Raw genomic sequence first — 594 nt, forward strand, 5'->3', positions numbered from 1 at the left:
ACGCCAAACGCCGCGCTGATCCGTTTCATGGGGTCGGATCGTCTGCGCGTTGAAGACATCGAAGCGAAACAATCATCGCTTCTGACGACGCATGGGCTTAGGCTGATCTCGATTTCGCCATTGCCGGGCGAGATCGTCGTCGGCGTAGCGCGGCCGCAGCGACAGGTCGTTTCGCTTTGGGATGTTTGGGGCCGACGGGAAATCAATCGCAGTGCCGCGGGCGTGAACACGTCCTTCGTGCTCGGCCTAAAGGAACTCGACGGCGAAATCCTCTATCTCAACCTTGGTGGCCCATTCGCCGGCGGACAACAGCATGAGCCGCACACGCTTGTCGCGGGCGCAACCGGGTCGGGGAAATCCGTGCTGATCCAAGCGCTCCTCCTCGACATCGCTGCGACGAACTCCAGTGATCTGGCGCACATCCACCTGATCGATCCGAAGATGGGTGTCGACTATGCGGCAATCGAGCGGCTGCCGCATCTGCAGGGCGGGGTGATTGTCGACCAAGCGCGGGCGGTCGAGGTCATGGAAGGTCTCGTCACGGAGATGGAGCGCCGCTATGAGCTGTTCCGGTCCAAGGGGGCTCGAGACATT

1 protein-coding gene is annotated in these 594 nt (G+C 61.4%); it reads left to right on the forward strand.

Translation table 11 applies throughout. From position 1 onward, the window contains the following. Window positions 1-120 precede the first annotated feature (120 nt). On the forward strand, window positions 121-594 hold a 474-nt coding region (locus tag EOA23_RS35280), incomplete at its 3' end, for an FtsK/SpoIIIE domain-containing protein (protein ID WP_281058788.1).

The organism is Mesorhizobium sp. M2A.F.Ca.ET.042.01.1.1 (assembly GCF_003997405.1).
Taxonomy (GTDB): domain Bacteria; phylum Pseudomonadota; class Alphaproteobacteria; order Rhizobiales; family Rhizobiaceae; genus Mesorhizobium.